A 19544-nucleotide genomic window follows, 5' to 3' on the forward strand; every position below is an offset into this window, starting at 1 on the left:
ACGCCGCGGCTTCAGCAGTTCTCGTACTTCCAGTTCCGGCGCTTGCCTTCGGCCATCCATTCCACGGCTTGCGAAAGGCGCGTGGCGCGCGTCGCTTCACGCTTGGCCTCGGTGATCCACTCGACGTAATCGCGCTGCGCGCTCGGCGGGAATGCGTCGTAGGCCTTGCGGGCCTTCGCGTTTTTCTTCAGCGCGGTCGCCAGGTCGTCCGGCATCTGCGGCGGCGGTTTCGGCGCAGCGGCCTTGCGAACCGGCGGTGCCTTCTCCAGGTTCAGTTGCATCGCCTTGCGCAGATGCGCGATGAGCGTCTTCTTCGGCGGCAGGTCCTTCAGCGACGTCATCTTGCCGTAGCTGCCCATCCCGTCGCGCGCTTGCCCATCGCCCACGACGAGCGCGTGCTTCCAGAAACCGAACGACGCGTGCTGCTTGAACGCCGCCATCCCGCAGAGGATGCCGCCGCCGTACACGAAGGTGGGCATCGACCACTTGATCGTTTCCTCGACGTCGGGACACGTTTCGTGGACCAGCGCGCGCACGTGTTCGAGGATCGGCCGCGCGAAGTCGGCCTGCCGGTCGATGTAGGCGTCGATGCGGGGATCGCGGGTCATGCGTGCAGGGGCCAGGTGCCGAGGACTTCGTAAGCGCCTTCGTCGCTGGCCATCAACGCGAAGTCGCGCACGCGCCAGGCCAGGGGATCGATCGCGTGCGGCGCAGTGGTGCGTGGGTCGCGCAAGGCGGTGACGTGCGGCGTGTAGTGGTTTTCGCGTCGCACCGGCGCGCCGGTGGCGAAGCACGCGTCGACGAGGGCGTCGTGCAGGCTTTTCAGCGCCGGCGGCACCCGCGAACAGCCGAGCCAGCCGACGCGGTCGCCGAAGCGATCCGCGCGATCCACGACGAGCTCGAATCCGGGGAGTGCGATCGACGCACCCGCGGCGCGCGCCGCCTCCACGAGCGTGGGTTCGATCGGCGCGGGCAGCGCGTCGAGGAACAACAACGTCATGTGCAACTTCACCGGCGCCGTCATGCGGCCGCCCCATCCGGCATGCAGGCGCTGCGCGTGCGCGGCGAGCGCGTCGCGCAGCGACGGGTCGGGCGCGATGGCGAAGAAGAGGTTGCGCGTCAGCGGCATGGAAGGAGTATCTTCCGAAACGACGCCAATGGAAGCTCGGAGACCGCATGCGGCGACATCTGCGCAATCCGTGGATCTGGGTGGTGGCCGCGCTGCTCTTCGCGGTGTGGTTGTTCTGGCCGCGCACCGTCAATTCGCCGGCGCCGGGCGAAACGCCCCCTTCGACGAGCGCACCGGCGGCCGGCGGCGGTGCTGTCGAGCTTGCGCGCGATCACGCGCCTGCCCTCCCTGCCTTCCTTCCTTCCGAAGCGCGCCAGACCGTCGCGCTGATCCGGCGCGGCGGGCCCTATCCGCATGCGCAGGACGGCAGCGTGTTCCAGAACCGCGAACGCCACCTGCCCGACATGCCGCGCGGCTACTATCGCGAATACACGGTGGAAACGCCGGGCGCCGGCAACCGCGGCGCGCGCCGCATCATCACCGGCGGCCAGCCGCCGTCCACGTGGTATTACACGGACGATCACTATGATTCGTTTCGTTCCTTCGACGTGGCGGGCAATGTGCAATGAGTGAATCGGGCTGGGAACTCGGCCTGGCCGATGCAGACAACGCCGGCGTCTACTTCGTCACCAGCGAAGACCTCGACACGCTCGGCGTGGCCGCGCGCGACGCGGGCCTGCAGGTGCGGCGCGTCGACCTGGAAGGCGGCGACAAGCACCAGATCCTGCTGCGCATCGCCACCGCGCTCGATTTCCCGCGCACCTTCGGCCACAACTGGGACGCCTTGTCCGACAGTTTGCGCGACCTGTCGTGGCTGCCCAATGCGGGGGTGGCCCTGTTGTTCGACAACGGCGGTGCGTTGCAACAGTCGACCGGCGATGCGTTCGACACGCTGCTGGAGATCCTCGAGGAAACCGGGCAAGACTGGGCCCAGCGCGACCTGCCGTTCTGGTCGTTCATCGCGCTGCCCGAATCGGTGTTCGACGAGATCGACGCGCAGGCGTCGGAATAACGCTCAACCCGCGTCGAGTTCGACCCATCGGCCGTAAGCCGTGTCCAGCTGCGCCTGCACATCGGCCAGTTGCGTGTTGTGCGCGACGATCGCCGCGCTGTCGCGCTGGTAGAAGGCCGGGTCGTGCATCGTTTCGGTCAACTGCGCGATCTGCGCTTCGAGCTGCTCGATGCGTGCCGGCAACTGTTCCAGTTCCTTCTGTTCCTTGAAGGACATGCGACGCTTGGTCTGGCCGCCCTGCGACGGCCGCGCAGGGGCGCTCTTCGCCGATTGAACGGACGCGACCTGCGGCCCGCGCTGCCGCACCCAATCGGTATACCCGCCCACGAACTCCCCCACCCGACCCTGTCCTTCCATGACCAGCGTCGAGGTCACGACGTGATCCAGGAAGTCGCGGTCGTGGCTCACCATCAGCAAGGTCCCGGGATATTCGGCGAGTAGTTCTTCCAGCAATTCGAGCGTTTCGACATCCAGGTCGTTGGTCGGTTCGTCCATCACCAGCAGGTTGGAAGGCTGCGCGAACAAGCGCGCGAGCAACAGGCGATTGCGCTCGCCGCCCGACAGCCGCGTGATCGGCGCGCGCGCACGTTCGGGCGTGAACAGGAAATCCTGCAGGTAACCGAGCACATGCTTGCGCCTGCCACCGATCTCGACGAAATCCTGCCCGCCCGAAACGTTCTCCATCGCGCTCCAGTCTTCCCGCAGCGCGGCACGCTGCTGGTCGAAGTACGCAACTTCCAGGTTGGTGCCGGACTTGACGGTGCCACGCTGCGGCGCGAGTTGGCCCAGCAACAACTTGAGCAACGTGGTCTTGCCACTGCCGTTGGGACCGATCAGGCCGACGCGGTCGCCGCGCAGGATCGTCGTCGAGAAATCGCGTACGAGCGCGCGGTCGCCATAGTCGAAATCGACATCGCGCGCCTCGATGACTTTCTTGCCGGAGGACTCGCCCTGCGAGACCTCCATCTTCACGCGCCCCATCTGCTCGCGCCGTGCCGCGCGTTCGACGCGCATGGATTCGAGCCTGCGCACGCGCCCTTCGTCGCGCGTGCGACGCGCCTTGATGCCCTGGCGGATCCAGGTTTCTTCCTGCGCGAGCAGCTTGTCGAAGCGCGCGCTCTCCTGCGCTTCGGCATTGGCGCGTTCGTCCTTCCGGCGCTGGTAGTTGTCGAAATCGCCGGGCCAGCTGGTCACGCGGCCGCGGTCGATTTCGACGATGCGCGTGGCGAGCGCGCGCAGGAAGCGGCGATCGTGGGTGACGAAGACCAGCGCGCCGTTCCAGGATTTGAGGAATTGTTCGAGCCAGTCGATCGACTCGATGTCCAGGTGGTTGGTCGGTTCGTCCAGCAGCAGCAGGTCCGGCGCGGAGACGAGCGCACGCGCCAGCAGCACGCGCCGCTTCATGCCGCCCGACAGGCGCGCGAATTGCGCGTCGCCATCCAGGCCCAGGCGCGTGAGCGTTTCTTCGACCTTCTGGTCGAGCGACCAGGCATGCGCGGCCTCCACCTTCGCCTGGATGTTCGCGAGCGCGCGCGCGTCGACCACCTCGGCGTGGGCGATGTGATGGAACTGCGCCAGCAATGCGCCCGCCTCTCCCAGGCCTGCCGCAACGACATCGAACACGGTGCCCACCGCATCGCCGGGCACTTCCTGTTCCAGGCGCGCGACCCGGCGACCGCCTTCCAGGCGCACTTCACCGTCGTCGGGCTTGAGGTCCCCGGAGAGCAACTTCAGCAGCGTGGACTTGCCGGCGCCGTTGCGGCCGATGAGCGCGATGCGCTCGTTGGGTTCGATGGACAGCTCGACGTGGTCGAGCAGCAGCGGGCCGCCGACGCTGTAGTCGACGTTCTGGAGGGCGATCAGGGGCATCGGGCAATTGTAGTGGCTGCGCCCCTCAGGAGCTGCAGCTGAGCATCGAACATCCCACCTTCGTCTTCGCCCATTCCGGCCGCTTCTGTGCGAAACGTTCGTAACCGGGCTGCTCGTCGTAGGGTTTGCGCATCACCTCCAGCAATTCCACGACGCGGCTGTCGTCGCCCTGCTCGGCCAGCTCGATGGCCTCCTGCGCGAGATAGTTGCGCAGCACGTACTTGGGGTTGACGGCGTTCATGGCTGCGCGGCGTTCGGCCGCAGGCATCCGGTCTTCCTGCAAGCGCGCCGCGTAAAGGTCGAAGAACTCCCACAACTTGGGCAACGCTTCCTCGTGATACATCGGGTCGTAGGACGCATGGGCGAACAGATCGCCCGGGCCGTGCAGTTGCGCTTCGATGTCCGCATCGGGGTCGAAACGCGACAGCGCGCGATAGAACAACGTCATGTCGAACGCGCCCACGCGCAGCAGGTCCTGGAGCATCTGGTGCTGCTCGATGTCGCTGTCGCGGGCTTCGCGCAAACCCAGCTTGCCCGCGGTATTCGCACGATCCGCGGCGACATACGCATCCATGAAGTGCTGCAAGCCTTCGTTCAACGGCGCGACGTCCTCGCCGAACAAGGGCGAGACCGCGTGCGCGAGCATCGTGAGGTTCCAGTACGCGATCTTCGGCTGCCATCCGAAGCGATAGCGCCGGCCACCGGCATCGGTGGTGTTGGGTGTCCATTCCGGATCGAAATCGTCGATCCACCCGTAAGGGCCGTAGTCGATGGTCAGTCCGAGGATCGACAGGTTGTCGGTATTCATCACGCCGTGCACGAAACCCACGCGCATCCAGTGCGCCATCAGCGTCGCGGTGCGTTGCGCGATCGTCCTGAACCAATCGCCGTACAAGGTCGTGCCCTGCCCGCGCAATTCGGGGAAATCGCGCGCAATGCAGAAGTCGGCGAGCGCGCGCAGGCCCTCGAGGTCTTCGCGCGTGTACGGCAATTCGAAATGACCGAAGCGGATGAACGAGGGCGCGACGCGGCACACGATGGCGCCGGGCTCCTCCCTCGGATTGCCGTCGTACAGCATGTCGCGCACGACGGACTCGCCGGTGGCGACCAGGCTCAGCGCGCGCGTGGTCGGAATGCCCAGGTGGTGCATCGCTTCGCTGCACAGGAATTCGCGGATCGACGAGCGCAACACGGCGCGGCCGTCGGCGCTGCGCGAGTAGGGTGTCGGGCCCGCGCCCTTGAGTTGCAGTTCCCAGCGCTGGCCTTGTGCGTCGAGGGTCTCGCCGAGCGTGATGGCGCGGCCGTCGCCGAGCTGGCCGGCCCAATGGCCGAATTGGTGGCCGCCGTAGTTCGCCGCGAACGGATCCATCCCCGGCAGCAGTGCATTGCCGCCGAAAACCTGCGCGAACTCAGGGGAACGCACGTCTGCCTCGCTGAAGCCCAGCGTCTGCGCCATTTCGCGCGAATACGCCACCACGCGCGGCGCGGCGACGGGGGTTGGCTTGACGCGCGACCACGCGGCCTCGACCTCGCGGATGCCGGGGCCTTCCCGCGGGTCGCCGCGCAATCGCGCGAGGAACTGGTTGTCGAACGTCAGGGCGTGCATCGCGGCATTGTGCCCGCGCGGGTGAAAGGCGGCGTCAGAACGGCCGCGGCAACCCCATGTAAGGCGCCGCCAGCCACCAGACGCCGACGATGATCGCGCCCCACAGCACGATCTTGAACAGGACGCCGGCGACCTTGAAGGCCAGCCAGATGCAGACGATCAATATCAGGATCCCGACCCAGGTCATGCCGACTTCCGCGTTTTGCGATTGCCGCCGAGCTTAGCAGGCGCGGTGGCTGCATCCGTCGCGGGCGGTTCCCAGCCGAAGATGCTGCGCCCGCCGTAGTCGTGCGAATGGCGGCGCTCGTCGGCGATGTAGGCCTCCACCGACGGGCCCGTGGCGCTGGCCTCCAGGGCGCGTGCCTGCGCGTCGAGGCGGCGGATCGCCTGCAGTTCCTCTTCCCGGCCCAGTTTGGCGTTGCGCATCGCCGACTTGAGTACGCCGATCGTGTGGTCGTAGACCTTCGTCGGAACCGGAAAGGGATGACGGTCCTTGCCGCCATGCGCAAGCGAGAACCGCGCCGGATCGGTGAAACGGCACGGCGTGCCGTGCAGCACTTCGGCGACCATCGCCAGTGCGCGCACGGTGCGTGCGCCGACGCCGGGCACCTGCAGCAGTTGCGCGAAATCCTGCGGGCCGTTTTCCTGCGCGGCGGCGAGCGCACCGTGGAGGCGGCGGACGACGACGTTTGCGCCGCGCACGTCGTGGTGATCGGGCATCGACAGATGCGGAAGGAGCTCGCCCTGTGGAGACGCCGGTCGTGCGCGCGAAGGCTCGAGCCGCGCGAATTCCTCCGCGATCGCCTGCGCACCGATGTCCTGCAGCAACAAGACCTGCGCATCGCGCGAGGCCGCCGCGCGCCGATCGGCAAGATTCACGATGCGGCCCTGCCCCGGCCCGTCGATCGCGCTGTGCGGTGCGTCGACGAAACTCGTGAGCCCTTCCGACAACCAGTGATAGCGCCGCGCTTGCCCGCGCTCGCCGTGCATGCCTTGCTGCACGACCGTCCACTTGCCGTCGTCGGCGACGATGAAGCCGTGCAGGTACAGGTCGAAGCCGTCCTGCACCGCGGCGCTGTCCACTTTCGCGACCAGCCGACTGGCCTGCGCGAGCGCGCCGCCGTCGATGCCGACGCGTTCGCCGATGGCCTGCAACTCCGCCGGCGTCGCGCGCGAATGCTTGCCGCGCCCGCCGCACACATGCAGCCCGAGTTCGCCCGCGATCGGCGCGAGCCCACGCTTCAGCGCGCCGATGACGCTGGTCGTGATGCCGGAGGAATGCCAGTCCATGCCCATCACCGCGCCGAAGGACTGGAACCAGAAGGGATGCGCCATGCGCCGCAGGAATTCGTCGCGGCCGTATTCGTGCACGATCGCCTGCGTCATCACGGAACCGAGCGCGGTCATGCGCGAAGCGAGCCACTGCGGCACGCGGCCGCCATGCAGCGGAAGATCGGCGCTGCCGCCGCGACGGGTCATACGCTGTCCTTCGGCGGGCGCACGCGGAAAGCCAGGCTGATGCGCGGGCGGACGGCGTGTTTCGTTTTCGGGATGCCGTGGTCGTAGGCGTATTGCATCGCGTGGCTCATCGACAGCAGGCTGCCCGCTTCCAGGTCGATGCGCACCACGTTGCGCGGCGGTTGTTTCGCGCGGATTTCCATGCGGCGCGGATCGCCGAGGGACAGCAGCACGACCGGATGACCGGGAATCAACGTCGCAATCTTGTCGTTGTGCGGGGCGACGCTGTCGTTGCCGTCGCGATAGTAGTTGCAGCCGACATGCGTGAAGGGCACGCCGGTGTGTTCGGCGATCGCGGCGTGCGCTTGCGCGAGCGCCGCCGGCAGGACCGCCGTGCCATCGAGTGCATAGCCGCTGGTAAGGCGCGGGACGTCGACGACGCGGTCGTACATGGGACGACGTTGCTGGCGCCATTGGATCGCATCGCGTAGCTGTTCGAACCAATCGGCCGCGCGCGCGGGATCAATGAAGCCCGGGTGGTACCAGCACCCGCCTTCCGCGTCGTCGATGAGGGTGCGCGGGCCCTGGCTGAACAGGTCGTCCGCAAAATGCGCCGCATGCATGACGGGCATTGTCGCCCGGCGCGTCTCAGGTCGTGAGACGCGCAGGCGTTGCGTCGTTCAGCCAGCTTAAAACCGCAGGTTCAGCCTGCCGCGGCTTTCTTGCGGGCTTCAGCCTTCTCGCGGTCGCTCTTGTCCTGCTGGAATGCGTCGATGTGGTGCAACTGGCGCAGCACTTTCGACTGCGGATCGAGCGTGAAGCTCTGGTCGGGCTGGATCGACAGGCTGCCCTGCCCGTTCGTCATCGCGACCGTCTTCACTTCGTCGCCGACGCGCACCTCCACCGGCATCGGGAACGGCTTGCCGCCCGTCTTCCATGCGAGCTTCAGCGTACTGCCCTCACGCGTGGCGACCAGGTCCGGCAACGCCGGCTGGTACAGATACACGTCGAAGAACCACTGGTAATCCTTGCCTGTCACCTTTTTCACGGCCGCGATGTAATCCGGCGTGCTCGCGTACAGGGGCTTGAAGTTGCCCGGCCGCGGGTCGGTGCGGCCGTAGACGATCTGGCGCGTGACATCGAAGAATTGCTTGTCGCCGAGCAGGTGGCGGAGCGTATCCATGACCAGCGAGGCCTTGTAATAGATGTCGTGGCCGGGGCCCTTTTCGTCGCTGTACACGTCCTCTTCGAGCATCGGGCGGCCGGCGACGATCGGATGCTTGTTGGCGAGCGTCGCGCGCTGCTTCATCAGGTTGGCCTTGTACTCCATGTCGCCGCGCAGCCATTGCATGAACAGCGGTTGCATGTAGGTGCCGTAGCCTTCGTGCAGCCACATGTCGTCCCAGTCCTTGTTGGTCAGCTGGTTGCCGAACCACTCGTGCGCGAATTCGTGCTCGAGCAGCCAGTCGTAACCGTATTCGGACTTCTTGTATTCGTTGCCGTAGGCATTGATGGTCTGGTGTTCCATGCCCAGGTGCGGGGTTTCGACCACGCCCATCTTTTCGTCGGCGAAGGGATACGGGCCGATGACTTCTTCGAAGAAGTCGAGCATCGGCGCGAACTCCGCGAACAGGCCCTTTGCCTTGTCGCCGTCGCTCTTGAGGTACCAGTAGCGCAGCGGAATGGTGTTGCCGTAACGCGACTTGTAGTCGGCCGACAGTAATTCGTAGGGCCCGATGTTCAGGGCGATCGCGTAGGTGTCGGGGTTCTTCGTGCGCCAGTGATACGTGCGCCAGCCGTCCTTCTCGTCCACGCCGACCAGCACGCCGTTGCCGGCCGACACCAGCGGCGCGGGCACGGTGACGAACTGATCGACCACGCCGGGCTCGGCCTGCGGATGATCGATGCACGGCCAGAACAAGTCGCACCCGTTGCCCTGCACCGCGCTGGCGATCCACGGCTCGCCGGTCGGCGCCTTGGACCAGACGAAACCACCGTCCCACGGCGCGCGCTCGGCCACGTGCGGGAAGCCGTCGTAGACGATGCGCAACACCGCGGTCGCACCTGCGGCCAACGGCTTGGCGAGCGGCACCGTCATGCGGCCTTCGGGATTCTTCCAATCGGCTTTCACGCCATCGACTTCGACGGACGCAACCTTGTAATTGCGATCCAGGTCGACGACGAGCGCGTCGACCGGTTTGATCGCGCGGAACGTGAGCGTCGCATCGCCATCGAGATGTTTGCGCGCCGGATCGACCTTGAACTTCAGGCTCGCGGTTTCGAACACGACCGCTTCCTGTTCGGGTGCGCGCGGCACGCCGGTCTGCAGGGTGAGGGGCGTGAGGTCGGGTTGCTTGGCGGGCGCCTTGTCCGCGGCGAAGGCCGGGGACGCTAGGGCGGCAATCAGGGCGCAGGGCAGCAGGGCGACGCGAAGGGACATGCGCAGGCTCGTGAAGCGATGGGATCGCGCGACGATGCCACAGTGCGGGCCGCAAGGGACCCTGCCGCTAGTCACAAACGGGTGAAGCGCGCCTCAGGGCTGGAACAAACCGGCCTGTTGCGCGTCGGCGTCCCGGACTTCGTCGGCGGTGCGGAACCCGGTGGCACCCAATGCAGCCACCAACACGGCGCAGAGCGTGGCGCGTGCGGCGATGACGCGGAGCCTGCGGTTGAGTCGACGAGTCATGCGGATCAAGCCCCTGTGGCACTGGGGAGGCAGATTCGGGGAGCGGCCGTGGGGGCGGCGTGAAGCGCCCTGTCCCCGCCCTAACGCTTGGTGGTGATCGCCCGCCGCAGGTTGTTGCGGGCGCTGGCGTCGAGCCGCGCGTGGAAGAAATCGCTGAGATAGATGCGCTCGCGCGCCAGCAGACCTTTCAGGAAGCGCTTGCGGTTGATCGTGAACAACCAGGCCGGCACGACGCCGCGATATTCCGCCGTGATGCCCCGGTCGTAGGCATCGAACACCGCCGGTTCGGCACCGAGGATGGCCATGTCGCAATCCAGGAACAGGCGCGTGTCTTGTTCCGGCACATCCTGCGGAGACAGGGTGCCATGCCGTGCGGTGAGGTCGATCAGGTGCGCGATGCGATCCACGTCGAGCCCGTCCATCGGCCATTGCGCGAGTGCCTCGCGCGCCAGATCCGCCGAGCGCGTTTCGTTGTCCTTCGCGCCGGCGACATAGATCGCATCGTGGTACAGCACGGCGAAGGCGGTTTCACGCGGATGGATCCAACCGGGGCCGCGCGCGACATCGTCGTAATGCCGCAGCACTTCGCCCACGTGATGCAGGTCGTGGTAAGCGCGCGGCGGCGCGGCGTAGGCCTGCGCGATCGCCGCGGCCTGCGCGGGCGGCAGCGTGAAGGGCAAAAGGGCGAAGGCGTCGCTCATCGCGATGCACGATGCCAGCGCAGCACCGCTTCGGGCAACCAGGGAGCCAAATCGATGTCGAGCGCATCGAAGGCGCCGAGCGCGTTGCGCACGGCCGTCTGCGCGGCGGTCGCGCCGAGACCGCCGGGGCGCGGCGTCTCGCGGTCGTCGGGGCCGAGTGCAGCGGTCCAGTCGTACAGCAGCTCGGCGTGCGTTCGAAGCGCCGCGCGCAGCCACGGCCGCAACGGCGCGTGACGCGTGTAACCCTCGCCTTCCAGGTCCCGTGCCGCGGCTTCGAGGCGATCGTACGCGCCGCGATACCACTCCCGTGCCCCGCCCGCGTCCTCGCGCATCGTTAGCGGGCGCGGTGCGTTGTGCGCGTCGAGTTCACGTCGGAAGCGCAGTTCCAGGCGGCGTGCATCGGGCACCGATTCGGTTTCGATCGTGAAAGCGCGATCCAGGTCGAACTGTTCGTACCACCGTGGATGCAACTGCTGCAGGCGCGCGAGCGGATCGCGCGAGAACCCGAGCTTCAACAGGTCCTCGACCACGACCGGCAGGACGTACAGATGGCAGCGGCCGCGGCTTTGCGTGCGGCCCGCGGGATCGCGGCGGTCGATGGGCATGGCGCGATGCTCGCGCGGCGCCCATGGACGCGGCGTCAGGGCGTGGTCGATGCCGCGCGTCGGCGCAGCAATTCGGCTTCGCGCTCGTTGCGCGCCAGCGTGGCGGCGCGCTCGAATTCGGCGCGCGCTTCATCGAAGCGGCCGAGCCGTTGCAGCAGGTCGCCGCGCACGCTCGGCAGCAGGTGGTAGTCGCGCAGTTCGCGCGCATCGACGATCGCATCGACCAGGTCCAGCCCCGCTTGCGGCCCGTAGGCCATCGCGAAGGCCACCGCGCGATTGAGTTCGACCACGGGCGAGCCCATGCGCGCGGCCAGCACGTCGTACAGGCCGGCGATGCGTGGCCAGTCGGTGGCCTGCGCGGTCGGTGCGCGCGCGTGACAAGCAGCGAGCGCCGCCTGCAGTGCGTACGGACCTTCCGCGCCGCCGAGGCGTTCGGCGTGGCGCAGCGATGCCAGGCCGCGCTGGATGTACAGGCGATCCCAACGCGTGCGGTCCTGCTCGAGCAGGAGGATCGGCGTGCCATCGGGTTTGGTGCGCGCACCGATGCGCGAGGCTTGCAACTCCATCAACGCGAGCAGGCCGTGCACTTCCGGTTCCAGCGGCGCGAGCGCGAMAAGGATGCGGCCCAGCCGCAAGGCCTCGTCGCACAAGGCCGGGCGCATCCAGTCGCTGCCGCTGGTGGCGGCGTAGCCTTCGTTGAAGATCAGGTAGACCACGCCGAGCACGGCGGCGAGGCGTTGCGGGAGTTCATCGCGGCTCGGCGTTTCGAAGGGAACATTCGCTTCGCCCAGCGTGCGCTTGGCGCGCACGATGCGCTGCGCGATGGTCGCTTCGGGCACCAGACACGCGCGCGCGATTTCCTCCGTCGTCAGGCCGCCGAGCAGGCGCAGCGTGAGCGCGACCTGCGCGTCGCTCGACAACACCGGATGGCACGCGGTGAACACCAGGCGCAGCACGTCGTCGCCGATCAGGTCGTCGGCCGCGGTTTCGGGGTCGGCGGCGAGCAGCGCGGGTTGCCAGTCCTCGTCGTGATCGATCGTCGCCTGCTTGCGTGTGTGCAGATCGCGTTGGCGCACGCGGTCGATCGCGCGGCGCTTGGCGGTCGCCATCAGCCACGCGCCGGGTTTGTCGGGCACCCCATTGGTCGTCCAGTGTTCGAGCGCGGCGAGGAAGGCGTCCTGCGCGAGTTCCTCGGCGAGGCCGACGTCGCGCACCATGCGCGCCAGCCCCGCGATGAGCCGGGTCGATTCGATCCGCCACACCGCGTCGATGGTGCGGCGGACGTGGCCGGTGTCGAGGGTGTCCATGGCCGGCGATGACACCATCGCAGCCACGCCGGCGCAACCGGCGGCTACCAGCACAACTGGTCGTCGTCCGCCCCGCGTCGTCCCGTTTCGTCGATCGTCATCCGGCCGCAAGCATCTTTCGCCTGGTCCGTACCGGGCCGGGGCGCGATCTGCAACGTGTACGCGTCGTCGGAAGGCCCGGCGGCGAACGCGGGATCGGTGTAGTACTGCGCGACGCTCGCCGGGCACGAGGGAATCGCCGCGCCCTGGTAGGTCGAAGTCATCGCGTGGGCGCGCTGCATGGCCTCGGCGGCCGCGCGCAGGCAATCCTGCGCGGCGCCGCGCCGATGCATGCGCACGGCGTAGTCGTAACCGCCGGAGGCCAGGCCGCCCAGCGCCGCAATGATCACAACGACGATCACGACGTCGAGCACCGACACGCCCCGCTTCGCTCTCATGCCCGAATCACCAGCAGTCGTCTGTCGTCGGCGTCTTCTGGTTCTGCGAGTCCACCGACATCGTGCCGCACTTGTCGGGCGCCTGCGGCCCCTGCGGCACCGCCTCCAGCTTGTAGGCGCTGGCCGAAGGGGTGCCGTTGAAGCGGATGGTGTAGTACGTGGTCACGTCGGCCGAGCACACGGGAACGCCAGCGCCCACATAGGTCATGTTCGACGTGTAGTAGCGCTCCACCTGCTGCGCTCCTTCGACCAGGCAAGCCTTCGCCGCCGACCGCCGCGTCTTCTTCGTGGCGAAGCCGTAACCGGCGATGGCCAACCCAGCCAGCATCGCGACGATCCCCACGACGATCATCAGTTCGAGCAGCGTAAAACCACGCTGCTTGTTGCGGTTGGTTTGCATGGATCAGTCCTGGAGGATTTCGCGCCATTGGACGCGTCGGGCCAGACCGCCGCCGCCGTTGGTCTTTTCGGAACCATCATCGCCATTGGTCTTGCTGTAGAACATCGTGTTCTCGATGAAGACGCCCTTGGTCGGCGCGCCGCCACCGGTGGACACCGAACCGACGCCGACCATGGTGCCGGTCGGATCGGCCAGCTTGTCGAGGTTGTTGAACACGCCGTCGCCGTTGGCGTCGAAGTAGGCCTCGGCGGTCGCCGTGCCGGTGAAGGCATCGACGGCATTGAGCCAACCCGAACCGCCCGCGTCGCAGGTGGAGGCCACCGGGGGCACCATGCTCGAGGTCACCACGGTCGAACCGCGCATCTGCGGGCGCACGATGATGCGTTCGCCGATGTCGGGCTTGTTGAGATTGATGAACCAGCCCTTCTTGCCGGCCGGCAAGGGGCCGGTCTTTTCGAAGGTGCGCAGGTCGCGGTCGGAATTGGGCACGTCCTTGTAGGTGACGATCGCGCGGCTCTGCAGCTCCGATTCGCCGACGGTCAGGCCGTCGCCGAGATCCTGCACGCCGTACATGGCCTGCACGGTGTTGTCGGCGTTGTCGGCGTACTCCAGGTAGCGGCCCGTGCCGAAGAACACCCAGGCGCGGCCGTCGAGCGGGTTGCGCGCGATCGCCACGCCGGCGGTGATCGCCTGGCCGCTGCGGGTCTTGTACAGCGGACGGTTGCCGGCGATCCCCCAGCTCGTGCTGGCCGTCGCGGTCAGGTCGAACTTCCAGAGGTTGCCCTTGAGATCGCCCGCGTAAACGTAGTCCACCGTGCCGTTGCCGTCGATGTCGCGGCCGCGCGGTTCGGACAGGCCGTTGTCGCTGCCCACGCCGGTGTCGATCTTCTTGATCAACGCGCCGGTCTGCAGGTTGATGACGAACAACACCGAATTGCCGTTGGTGCTGTTGACGCCGTTGCTGACGATCACGGCCTTGGTGCCATCGTTGAGCGTGACGATCAGCGGATCGCCCAGCACCATGCCCATGTCCGCATCGGCGCCGCCGATTTCCCACTTGGCCTTCGTGCTGTCGAACGTGCTGGGAGTGGTGACATCGAGCGCGTACAGCCCCTTGCCGCCGCGGCCCAGCGCGCCGACCAGGATGTTCTGCGCCGGCGTCTGCTTGCGCGTGGACACCACGACCGAGCCGTCGACGAAGTAGCGGTGTGCGTACTGCGGATCGCTGTAGGTGGACAGCTGCGTGAAGTTGATGCCGCCCGGCACGTAGGCCCACAGCTCCTTGCCGTCGGAGGTCGTCGCGGTGTCCACGTCGCCGGCGTCGAAGGCGTGCAGCATGCCGTCGTTGGCGCCGACATAGATCGTATTGGTGTCGGCGACGTACATCGGCGAGGAGTTGACGATGTCGCCCAGCAGGCCAGCGCGGTTGCGCAGGCTGCCGCCGCTCTGGATTTCCTTGCTGCGGTCGCCCTTGATGTAGGCGGCGTTGTCGGTGCCGTTGACCGGCGCAACGCCGGTCGAACGCGCCAGTGCGGTGATCTGGTTCGCCGTCGGGAAAGTGGCACCCGCCGTGCCCGTCCACGTGTACACGCGACGGCCGGTCAGCGCGATGCCCTGCGAGCCCTTCCAGGTCGCCGTGTCGCTCGCCCCGCTGGCCGAAGCGTCGAACGCCGCCAGTTCGCCGGTCCACTTGCCCGAGACGTAACGCGCCTGGTAGATGCGCGCGCCGCTGATGAACGAGGTGGAGTTGGCGGTGACGTTGGACGCCGAACCGCCGCGCTCTTCCACCGTCGCCAGCGCTTCGATCAACGCGCGGGCGAATTCGGTCGGGTCGCGGGCGACCACGAAGCTGCCGTGGCCGTTGATCGAGGCATGCCACAGATCGTCGATGCGGTCCTCGTCCTCGGTGTCGAGCGGATTGCCCCAACGCTTGGCGCCGGTGGTGATCGCGTTGAGGTCGGCCTTGGGATCCAGGTTGCCCTTCAGGCCGATCGAGATGCCGAAGGTGGTCATGTGCTGCCAGAACGCCGGATCGGCGGTGGAGGTCGGCACGTTGTTGGGCAGCGCGCTGCTGGTCGTGCCGCCGCGCAGGTCGTTCTTCCAGTAGAAGTTGGCGACGTCGGCCAGCGTGTCGGCGCGCGCAGTGGTGGCGTTGTCGATGTACGGCATGTCCGGCGTGTATTGGCCGGTGGTCTTGCCGTCGGCGGACGTGTGGGTCGGCCCCGCCGCCGCATCCGAGTCGCCGACCTTGGCGAAGTCGGCCACGCCGTTTGCGTCCGTGCTCGGGTAGCCGGCCTGGTTGTTCCAGTAGCCGTCGGTCGTCAGCAGCGCGAAGTTCTGGCGGCAACTGATCTGGTTGGCCCCCGTTTCCGGGCCCCACGGGCCGTCGGCATCGGTCTTCTGGTAGTACTGGCCCGTGCGCGCGAGCGCGCCGTGCAGCGGCGTGTTGCCCGACGCGACGGCGCCGGTCATCTTCGTGAACCAGGTGTCGCGGTTGGTGCCCTGGAACAGGCCGGAATTGTTGGTGACGGGAATCGGGTAGCGAATGAACCTGGCGCCGCCGCTGAGGCCCCAGATGGTGTCGAATCCCACGCGCATGTTCGAGTTGAGGCGGCTGAAGGCTTCGCTCGCGCCGCCCTTGGCCGTCTTCATGCGCGTGCGGTAGTACGAGTACCAGGTCGCGTAGTTCGTCAACTCGGCCGACAGGCCGCGCGCGGACGGCATGTGCGCCGCGTCTGCCGTGCTGCAGGTGGTGAAACCCTTGTTGCCGTTGGTGGAGGGCTCACCGGGCTTGCAGTGGTTGTCGGTCGTATAGACGGCGGCCAGCGTGACGCCGGTGAACGCCGAGGCGGCCGTGACCACGATCTTCCAGTTGCCGTCCACGGGATTGGCGATGGTGCAGCTTTCGTTGTTGCCGCCACCACCCTGGGTACATGCGACGCCATTGCTGGGGTTGAGGACCTGGAGGTCGGCGCCCTGGCCTTTCGACTTCGTGCCGCCCGATGTACTGATCGTCATCGACGTGGTCGTCTTGGGCACCGCGATCGTCCACGTCCCCGCCGCGCTGATCGTCTGCGGGAAGCCGGTGAAATTCCGCGTCGGCATGGAGATCGTGCCGCCGTAGTCGACGTACTGGATCTCGGTGCCGCCCACGGGAATCTTGTAGAGGCGATAGTTCGCGGCCGTGTCGTACCAGCCGGCCGGCGCCGGGGTGCTCGGCGGGGCGAGCGGCACGTAGAAGAAGTTGTCCTGGGTGGACAGGTCGATCGCGGTTGCGGGCAGGCTGTCGTCGGCCCATGCGGCCCGGTACGAGGTCCCGTCCGTCCTGCGCACGTTGTTCGACTGCATCCACGCGGTGTAATCGACCGCCGGGTTGTACGCCAGCATGTTCCGGACATACGTGAACTCGGCGATGTTCACCTGCGAGATCGCCACCAGGTCGTCGGGCATGTAGTCGTAGGACATCGACCCCGAGTCGTCGAGGATGAACATGATGTTCGGCGGTGGATAGGCCGTGCCCGTCTGCAACGGGTTGTCGGGGATCGTGACCGCCGAACCGGGCAGCGAGAGGAGCGTCGCGCAGAATGCGGCGACGGCGGCCCAGAGGCGAGCGTGCGTGGAAGATTGGGTAGGCATGGTCCTGACTCCGATCAGGGCACTGCGTAGGTGGTCTGGAGCATCACGGTCGCGCGTCCTGCTGCCGTGCTGCGCGCGGTGATGCGGTAGCGCCATTCGAGCGTGGTGCACGTGGCGTCGGGCGATACGTCTTCGGTGGTGGTGCAAGTGCCGCGTGCGGGGACGTTGTCGGCGAGGTACTCGATGTAGTACTGCGCCTGCGCGGTCTTGCCGCCGAGGTTGACGCTGGTGTTCTTCGCGCTGTTCCAGACATTGCCCGTCCAGCGCGGCAGGCTGGTGGCGACGGGCTGGTTGCACACGGCGTTGGTGCACGCGGCATCGCCCTTCGGCGAAGTGCCTGACTTGGCGGCGGCGGCCGCCGTCTCGCCTTCGCGCAGCGCCGCTTCCGCAGCCTGGAAGCTCAGGCTGCGGTCCATCATGTTCGCGGTCATGCGCTCTTCCATCAGGGTGCTGCGCAGGCTGACGATGGCCAGCAGCGACATCACGACCAGGAGGATCAGGACGACGACGAGCGCGATGCCACGCTGGCCGCGGGGATGGGCTTGGGTCATGGCACGCGGTTCCGGAGGGTCACGGTGTGTTCGAGCAGGCGGGTGACGGGGTCGCCGCTGTTGCTGGTGTCGTTGCCCACGACGGTCAGCTGGATGCGCGCGGCGAGCACGAGCTGGCTGTTCCAGGTCGCGGCGGGCACCGCCGAGGCATCGACGTAATTGGTCGCGCCCTGCAGCAGGTACTGGACCTGCATGTCGGTCACGCCCGGCGCGATTTCCTGCGGCGTGACGGTCACGCCGGTCGCGCCGTCATTGAGCATCTGCGCATAGAACAACGCCGGTCCCGAGCGCCCGTTGCCGATGTACCAGCGGCCGGCCTTCAGGCGCGCGACGAATGCATTGTTGGCGAAGGTGTACGGGTTGCCCGCGCCGGCGCAGTTCGCGGGCGCCGCGAAACCCACGCCCGTGGAGCAGTTGCCCGGGGTGACGACGCCGGTACCGTGGCTCACCGTCGCGCTCGCGCTGGAAGCCGAACGCAGCTGCAGGAGCGCGCCGTGGTCGAAGTCGCACACCACCACGATGTCGCCGGTGTTGAAACCATGGGCGGCGGTGTTGAGCGTGATCGTGGCCGCGCCCTGGTTGTGCGCGGTGATCGCCACGGCGTCGTTGACCGCGGACTTGACCTCGATCGCATCGGTGTTGGCGATGCGGTTGCCGAACGCCGTGCCGAAGGCCTCGGCCGGCAGGATGAAGGCCTGGTTGCCGTCGTAACCACGCACCGGCGAGTCCAGGTTCGAGTACCACCGCGTGCCCGGGTTCACCAGCAGATCCACGATCGGCAGGCCGGCCTCGCATTCGGTCGCGGCCGACTCGCGCATGTCGCGCGACATCAGCTCGTAGGCGGTGCGGACCGACTCCTGCGTGCGCGAGAGGTTTTCCGTGGTCGCGTACACGCGCTTGTTGCTGAGGAACATCGCGATCGCGGCGGACGTCACGATCAGGCCGAGCAACAGCGAGACCATCAGTTCGATGAGCGTGAAGCCACCGATGCGGCGACGCGGGGCGGACATGCGGGGAGCGCGGCGGATCACAGCAGCGTGCTCGTTTCGACGGACATCGGCGCCGTCGTTTCCTGGCCTTCGCCGGCCTGGCCGTTGACCGATCGCACGTCGTCCCACGTGACCTTGATGGTGCAGATGGCCGCGCCGCAATTGATCGAACCGCAGGCCGACGGGCCGAGCACGGTGGGCGTGTGCATGGTGTTGATCCAGTGGGCGAGGTCGTTGGCGACGAGCGAGGCGCCGTTGGCGGCGGTGCACACGTTGTTGACGTTGTAGCCGCCGATCAACGCGACCCCGCGGTTGGCGCGCATCGCGTCGAGCATCGCGTAGGTCTGCGCGATCGCCTGGCTGCGCGAAAGCGCGCCCTGGCTGTTCTTCAGCGAGGTCAGCTGCATCGCGGCGATGCCGAGCAGCCCGAAGGCGAGCACGACGACCGCGACGAGCACTTCGACGAGGCCCACGCCGCGCTGGCTGCGGCCGGATGCATGAAGGCGTTGGCGGGAAATGAACATCAGCGGCCTCAATTGATGGGGTTGCCCGGTGCGGTGCAGAGACGATTGGCCCTGGACGTGCGCTCGACGGCGACGCGGCCCGCGCGGCCCAGGTTGAGCCGGCGGATGTGTTCGGCCGGACGCCTGACCTCCATGCAGAGGTCGATGGCGCCCAGGTAGGTCTGGTTGGTCGCGTTGCGCACGAAACCGTCGGAACGGAAGGTCACGGCGACGCCGTTCGGGACGTTGCTGCTCGCGATCGCCCTGACCTTCGCCGGCAGCGTCGAACGGCGCAGCAGCGAGTCGCCCGCGTTGAACGCGGCGTCGCGATTGGCGTCGAGGAAGGTGATCCAGCCCGTCGCGTTGGTGGCGTTGGCCGCCGCGCATGTGGGGTTGGCCGCGGTCGGGTTCGTACTCAGGCACACCACGGCGCGCCGGTTGTAGCGCATCGCTTCGATCTTCGCGGTCTGCAGCGAGACGAGCAGCTCGTTGGAGGCCGAGGCCAGGCGCGAGTTGTTGATCGTCGACTCGAAGCTCGGCACGGCGACCGCGGCGATGATCGCCGCGCACACCACCGTGACCATGAGTTCGAGCAACGTGAAGCCGGACACCGCGCGCAATCGCGCGGCCGACGAACGTCGACGTGCCATAAAGAGATCCCCCACGCTGCCTTCCCCTTAGGCGAGCTAGTGGGGCCTATTAAGCCTGCGGCATC

21 protein-coding genes are annotated in these 19544 nt (G+C 67.4%); 2 read left to right on the forward strand and 19 right to left on the reverse strand.

The window, feature by feature from the left end; genetic code table 11:
• Window positions 1–11 precede the first annotated feature (11 nt).
• Together ACXJJ8_RS01790 and ACXJJ8_RS01795 are read right to left on the reverse strand one after the other, a co-directional pair.
• Window positions 12–608 carry a YdeI/OmpD-associated family protein gene (locus ACXJJ8_RS01790; RefSeq protein WP_499026531.1) on the reverse strand — a complete coding sequence of 199 codons (597 nt, stop codon included), beginning with the start codon at window positions 606–608 and terminating at the stop codon, window positions 12–14.
• The gene (locus ACXJJ8_RS01795; protein ID WP_499026532.1) at window positions 605–1129 is read right to left on the reverse strand and encodes a 2'-5' RNA ligase family protein; all 525 of its coding nucleotides are present in this window, start codon (window positions 1127–1129) and stop codon (window positions 605–607) included. The genes ACXJJ8_RS01790 and ACXJJ8_RS01795 overlap by 4 nt, the downstream gene beginning before the upstream one ends.
• 59 nt (window positions 1130–1188) lie before the next feature.
• Here ACXJJ8_RS01795 and ACXJJ8_RS01800 point away from each other — a divergent pair, with 59 nt between their 5' ends.
• Entirely contained in the window at window positions 1189–1638 is a 450-nt protein-coding gene (locus ACXJJ8_RS01800; protein WP_499027185.1) for a guanyl-specific ribonuclease, read from the forward strand.
• Complete coding sequence (locus ACXJJ8_RS01805) at window positions 1635–2081, forward strand: barstar family protein (RefSeq protein WP_499026533.1); 447 nt, start codon at window positions 1635–1637, stop codon at window positions 2079–2081. The genes ACXJJ8_RS01800 and ACXJJ8_RS01805 overlap by 4 nt, the downstream gene beginning before the upstream one ends.
• Before the next feature lie 3 nt (window positions 2082–2084).
• Here the strand turns inward: ACXJJ8_RS01805 and ACXJJ8_RS01810 are convergent, their stop codons facing one another.
• The 17 genes from ACXJJ8_RS01810 to ACXJJ8_RS01890 form a co-directional block, all read right to left on the reverse strand.
• Window positions 2085–3950, reverse strand: coding sequence for an ATP-binding cassette domain-containing protein (locus ACXJJ8_RS01810; RefSeq protein ID WP_499026535.1), 1866 nt, complete (start codon window positions 3948–3950; stop codon window positions 2085–2087).
• Window positions 3951–3975: 25 nt separating this feature from the next.
• Complete coding sequence (locus tag ACXJJ8_RS01815; RefSeq protein WP_499026536.1) at window positions 3976–5556, reverse strand: protein adenylyltransferase SelO; 1581 nt, start codon at window positions 5554–5556, stop codon at window positions 3976–3978.
• Window positions 5557–5590: 34 nt separating this feature from the next.
• Window positions 5591–5743, reverse strand: coding sequence for a hypothetical protein (locus tag ACXJJ8_RS01820; RefSeq protein ID WP_499026537.1), 153 nt, complete (start codon window positions 5741–5743; stop codon window positions 5591–5593).
• Complete coding sequence (locus tag ACXJJ8_RS01825; protein ID WP_499026538.1) at window positions 5740–7035, reverse strand: DUF763 domain-containing protein; 1296 nt, start codon at window positions 7033–7035, stop codon at window positions 5740–5742. The genes ACXJJ8_RS01820 and ACXJJ8_RS01825 overlap by 4 nt, the downstream gene beginning before the upstream one ends.
• Window positions 7032–7637: an alpha-ketoglutarate-dependent dioxygenase AlkB gene (locus ACXJJ8_RS01830; protein WP_499026539.1), complete on the reverse strand. Its 606-nt coding sequence runs from the start codon at window positions 7635–7637 to the stop codon at window positions 7032–7034. The genes ACXJJ8_RS01825 and ACXJJ8_RS01830 overlap by 4 nt, the downstream gene beginning before the upstream one ends.
• 80 nt (window positions 7638–7717) lie before the next feature.
• Window positions 7718–9454, reverse strand: coding sequence for a M1 family metallopeptidase (locus tag ACXJJ8_RS01835; protein WP_499026540.1), 1737 nt, complete (start codon window positions 9452–9454; stop codon window positions 7718–7720).
• A 93-nt stretch (window positions 9455–9547) separates the two neighbouring features.
• The gene (locus ACXJJ8_RS01840) at window positions 9548–9700 is read right to left on the reverse strand and encodes a hypothetical protein (protein ID WP_499026541.1); all 153 of its coding nucleotides are present in this window, start codon (window positions 9698–9700) and stop codon (window positions 9548–9550) included.
• Between the two features lie 80 nt (window positions 9701–9780).
• Complete coding sequence (locus ACXJJ8_RS01845; protein ID WP_499026542.1) at window positions 9781–10401, reverse strand: HD domain-containing protein; 621 nt, start codon at window positions 10399–10401, stop codon at window positions 9781–9783.
• Window positions 10398–11006, reverse strand: a complete 609-nt coding sequence (locus tag ACXJJ8_RS01850; RefSeq protein ID WP_499026543.1) for a GIY-YIG nuclease family protein — start codon at window positions 11004–11006, stop codon at window positions 10398–10400. Before ACXJJ8_RS01850 ends, ACXJJ8_RS01845 begins: the two co-directional genes overlap by 4 nt.
• A gap of 35 nt (window positions 11007–11041) precedes the next feature.
• Window positions 11042–12313, reverse strand: coding sequence for an RNA polymerase sigma factor (locus ACXJJ8_RS01855; protein WP_499026544.1), 1272 nt, complete (start codon window positions 12311–12313; stop codon window positions 11042–11044).
• A 44-nt stretch (window positions 12314–12357) separates the two neighbouring features.
• The gene (locus ACXJJ8_RS01860; RefSeq protein WP_499026545.1) at window positions 12358–12750 is read right to left on the reverse strand and encodes a type IV pilin protein; all 393 of its coding nucleotides are present in this window, start codon (window positions 12748–12750) and stop codon (window positions 12358–12360) included.
• A 7-nt stretch (window positions 12751–12757) separates the two neighbouring features.
• Window positions 12758–13150: a type IV pilin protein gene (locus ACXJJ8_RS01865; RefSeq protein WP_499026546.1), complete on the reverse strand. Its 393-nt coding sequence runs from the start codon at window positions 13148–13150 to the stop codon at window positions 12758–12760.
• A gap of 3 nt (window positions 13151–13153) precedes the next feature.
• Window positions 13154–16786, reverse strand: a complete 3633-nt coding sequence (locus tag ACXJJ8_RS01870) for a pilus assembly protein (protein WP_499026547.1) — start codon at window positions 16784–16786, stop codon at window positions 13154–13156.
• A 14-nt stretch (window positions 16787–16800) separates the two neighbouring features.
• Window positions 16801–17337 carry a pilus assembly PilX family protein gene (locus ACXJJ8_RS01875; RefSeq protein WP_499026548.1) on the reverse strand — a complete coding sequence of 179 codons (537 nt, stop codon included), beginning with the start codon at window positions 17335–17337 and terminating at the stop codon, window positions 16801–16803.
• The gene (locus ACXJJ8_RS01880; protein WP_499026550.1) at window positions 17334–18347 is read right to left on the reverse strand and encodes a PilW family protein; all 1014 of its coding nucleotides are present in this window, start codon (window positions 18345–18347) and stop codon (window positions 17334–17336) included. Before ACXJJ8_RS01880 ends, ACXJJ8_RS01875 begins: the two co-directional genes overlap by 4 nt.
• Before the next feature lie 17 nt (window positions 18348–18364).
• On the reverse strand, window positions 18365–18850 hold the full coding sequence (gene pilV, locus ACXJJ8_RS01885) for a type IV pilus modification protein PilV (RefSeq protein ID WP_499026551.1): 486 nt from the start codon (window positions 18848–18850) through the stop codon (window positions 18365–18367).
• A gap of 8 nt (window positions 18851–18858) precedes the next feature.
• A complete protein-coding gene (locus ACXJJ8_RS01890; RefSeq protein ID WP_499026553.1) occupies window positions 18859–19479 on the reverse strand; it encodes a GspH/FimT family pseudopilin in 621 nt (206 codons plus the stop codon).
• Window positions 19480–19544 lie beyond the last annotated feature (65 nt).

It is taken from the genome of Lysobacter sp. P5_C4 (assembly GCF_054049695.1).

Coding starts and splice junctions, on each gene's coding strand:
- ACXJJ8_RS01790 (WP_499026531.1), bottom strand. CDS start 608: ATGACCCGCGATCCCCGCATCGACGCCTACATCGACCGGCAGGCCGAC.
- ACXJJ8_RS01795 (WP_499026532.1), bottom strand. CDS start 1,129: ATGCCGCTGACGCGCAACCTCTTCTTCGCCATCGCGCCCGACCCGTCG.
- ACXJJ8_RS01805 (WP_499026533.1), top strand. CDS start 1,635: ATGAGTGAATCGGGCTGGGAACTCGGCCTGGCCGATGCAGACAACGCC.
- ACXJJ8_RS01810 (WP_499026535.1), bottom strand. CDS start 3,950: ATGCCCCTGATCGCCCTCCAGAACGTCGACTACAGCGTCGGCGGCCCG.
- ACXJJ8_RS01815 (WP_499026536.1), bottom strand. CDS start 5,556: ATGCACGCCCTGACGTTCGACAACCAGTTCCTCGCGCGATTGCGCGGC.
- ACXJJ8_RS01820 (WP_499026537.1), bottom strand. CDS start 5,743: ATGACCTGGGTCGGGATCCTGATATTGATCGTCTGCATCTGGCTGGCC.
- ACXJJ8_RS01825 (WP_499026538.1), bottom strand. CDS start 7,035: ATGACCCGTCGCGGCGGCAGCGCCGATCTTCCGCTGCATGGCGGCCGC.
- ACXJJ8_RS01830 (WP_499026539.1), bottom strand. CDS start 7,637: ATGCATGCGGCGCATTTTGCGGACGACCTGTTCAGCCAGGGCCCGCGC.
- ACXJJ8_RS01835 (WP_499026540.1), bottom strand. CDS start 9,454: ATGTCCCTTCGCGTCGCCCTGCTGCCCTGCGCCCTGATTGCCGCCCTA.
- ACXJJ8_RS01840 (WP_499026541.1), bottom strand. CDS start 9,700: ATGACTCGTCGACTCAACCGCAGGCTCCGCGTCATCGCCGCACGCGCC.
- ACXJJ8_RS01845 (WP_499026542.1), bottom strand. CDS start 10,401: ATGAGCGACGCCTTCGCCCTTTTGCCCTTCACGCTGCCGCCCGCGCAG.
- ACXJJ8_RS01850 (WP_499026543.1), bottom strand. CDS start 11,006: ATGCCCATCGACCGCCGCGATCCCGCGGGCCGCACGCAAAGCCGCGGC.
- ACXJJ8_RS01860 (WP_499026545.1), bottom strand. CDS start 12,750: ATGAGAGCGAAGCGGGGCGTGTCGGTGCTCGACGTCGTGATCGTCGTT.
- ACXJJ8_RS01865 (WP_499026546.1), bottom strand. CDS start 13,150: ATGCAAACCAACCGCAACAAGCAGCGTGGTTTTACGCTGCTCGAACTG.
- ACXJJ8_RS01870 (WP_499026547.1), bottom strand. CDS start 16,786: ATGCCTACCCAATCTTCCACGCACGCTCGCCTCTGGGCCGCCGTCGCC.
- ACXJJ8_RS01875 (WP_499026548.1), bottom strand. CDS start 17,337: ATGACCCAAGCCCATCCCCGCGGCCAGCGTGGCATCGCGCTCGTCGTC.
- ACXJJ8_RS01880 (WP_499026550.1), bottom strand. CDS start 18,347: ATGTCCGCCCCGCGTCGCCGCATCGGTGGCTTCACGCTCATCGAACTG.
- pilV (WP_499026551.1), bottom strand. CDS start 18,850: ATGTTCATTTCCCGCCAACGCCTTCATGCATCCGGCCGCAGCCAGCGC.
- ACXJJ8_RS01890 (WP_499026553.1), bottom strand. CDS start 19,479: ATGGCACGTCGACGTTCGTCGGCCGCGCGATTGCGCGCGGTGTCCGGC.